General features: G+C 70.2%; 2 protein-coding genes. One reads left to right on the plus strand and one right to left on the minus strand.

Going from position 1 to position 1,622, the window contains the following annotated elements; all coding sequences use genetic code 11:
• The first annotated feature begins 113 nt into the window (after positions 1 to 113).
• The gene (locus ACZ5ON_RS36000; RefSeq protein ID WP_465601834.1) at positions 114 to 596 is read left to right on the plus strand and encodes a hypothetical protein; all 483 of its coding nucleotides are present in this window, start codon (positions 114 to 116) and stop codon (positions 594 to 596) included.
• On the opposite strand, the gene ACZ5ON_RS36005 is transcribed toward ACZ5ON_RS36000, so the two are convergent.
• On the minus strand, positions 562 to 1,344 hold the full coding sequence (locus ACZ5ON_RS36005) for an IS5 family transposase (RefSeq protein ID WP_465601837.1): 783 nt from the start codon (positions 1,342 to 1,344) through the stop codon (positions 562 to 564). The two genes, ACZ5ON_RS36000 and ACZ5ON_RS36005, sit on opposite strands and share 35 nt — an antisense overlap.
• Positions 1,345 to 1,622: the final 278 nt, after the last annotated feature.

A 1,622-nucleotide genomic window follows, 5' to 3' on the forward strand; every position in this document is an offset into this window, starting at 1 on the left:
AGAAGCCGTTGTCTTTCCGATAGCGACGGGTGCGTTTCCGCTGGTCAGGCATGGTGCCGGTGCCTCGGTGGCAGAGACGGGGTGTCGTGTCGTCTCTTCGGTGGAGGTGCCGGATGCCGTCGGTGATGGGGCTGCTTGAGGAGCGCGAGCGTGCTGCTCGGCAGCGGGTGGAGGTTCTGCAGGCCGAGCTGCAGGAGGCGGAAGCCGCATGGGAGCGGTTCGTGATTGCCCGTCAGACGGTGGCCGAAGTCCTGGCAGAACCTCCCGTGGGCGAGGAGGCGCTGCCGGCTGGGGTGGCCGGTGAACGGCCTGCGCGGGTGGCCGGCGCGGTGCCCGGATCGGTGGTTCCCGCCTGGAGGGAAGGGCTCGCTCCCGACGCGCTGGCGCCGGACTACCAGCGGCTCGTGGAGACCCTGGCGGGGAGCGGGGAGGAGATGGACTGTCGCCAGCTCGCGGCGGCCTTGGGTCTGGAGGTGGTCGCGGCGAAGGTGGAGGGAGTGCGGTCGAAGGTGAAGCGCCTGGCCGCGCGGGGCTGGCTGGTCGAGGGACGCCCGGGGATGTTCAGCGCGCTCGCCGGGCGAGCCGGCGGCTCATGACCATGCTCATCGACCACCGGATCATCGCCTCGGAGGTGTCGGTGCGGGTCTCGTAGTCGCGGACCAGGCGGCGTGAGTGCATCAGCCACGCGAACGTCCTCTCCACCAGCCACCTTTTCGGCAGCACCACGAAGCCCGTGGCGTCGTCGGTGCGTCTGACCACCGTCAGCGCCATGTGCAGGACATCGCGGACGAGGTCGACCAGGCGCCCGGTGTAGCCGCCGTCGGCCCACACCAGCGAGATGCGCCAGTGCCGCTCACGCAGCCGCTCCAGCAGCGTTTGGCCGGCCTCACGGTCGGTGACGGATGCGGCAGTGACCATCACGGCCAGCAGCAGCCCGAGGGTGTCCACGACGATGTGCCTCTTGCGGCCGTTCACCTTCTTCCCGCCGTCGAACCCCCGGCTCGCAGCCGGCACCGACGCGGCCCCTTTCACCGACTGCGCGTCGATGATCCCGGCGGTCGGCTCCGGATCACGGCCGGCCGCCTCGCGGACCCGGTCGCGCAGCCGGTCGTGGAACTCGGCGACCAGGCCCTTGTCCCGCCAGCGCCGGAAGAAGGCGTAGACGCGGTCCCATGCGGGGAAGTCCGCGGGCACCGCCCTCCAGGCGATGCCGCCCGCGACCAGGTAGCGCACAGCGTCGACCAGCTGCCGGTGGCAGTAGCCCTCCGGCTGCCCGCCGCGGCCTTCCAGCCAGGCGGGCACGGGCATCGCGTCGCGCACGATGGCCCACTCCGCGTCGCTCATGTCCGAGGGGTACCTCGGATGCCTGTGCGGCCGGTCCCCGGCGTTCCCGAACCGGTGAGCGAGACAATCACACGACAGGGGTGCGGAGTTGGACGGCAACGTCACGGAGACGGAAGACTGCGGCACCAGGGGCCTCCTGTTGCTCGGCTGGATTCGACACCCACGAGCTGTGCGGGAGGCCCCACTTTCATGCCCTGCCGACCAGAAGATCACCCGACCGAGTTGGCAGACTCGAACTCACGATCACCAGGATCGATAGAGCAACGGCTAGTTAGACC

It is taken from the genome of Kitasatospora sp. NPDC032150 (assembly GCF_055579945.1).

Coding starts and splice junctions, on each gene's coding strand:
- ACZ5ON_RS36005 (WP_465601837.1), bottom strand. CDS start 1,344: ATGAGCGACGCGGAGTGGGCCATCGTGCGCGACGCGATGCCCGTGCCC.
- ACZ5ON_RS36000 (WP_465601834.1), top strand. CDS start 114: ATGCCGTCGGTGATGGGGCTGCTTGAGGAGCGCGAGCGTGCTGCTCGG.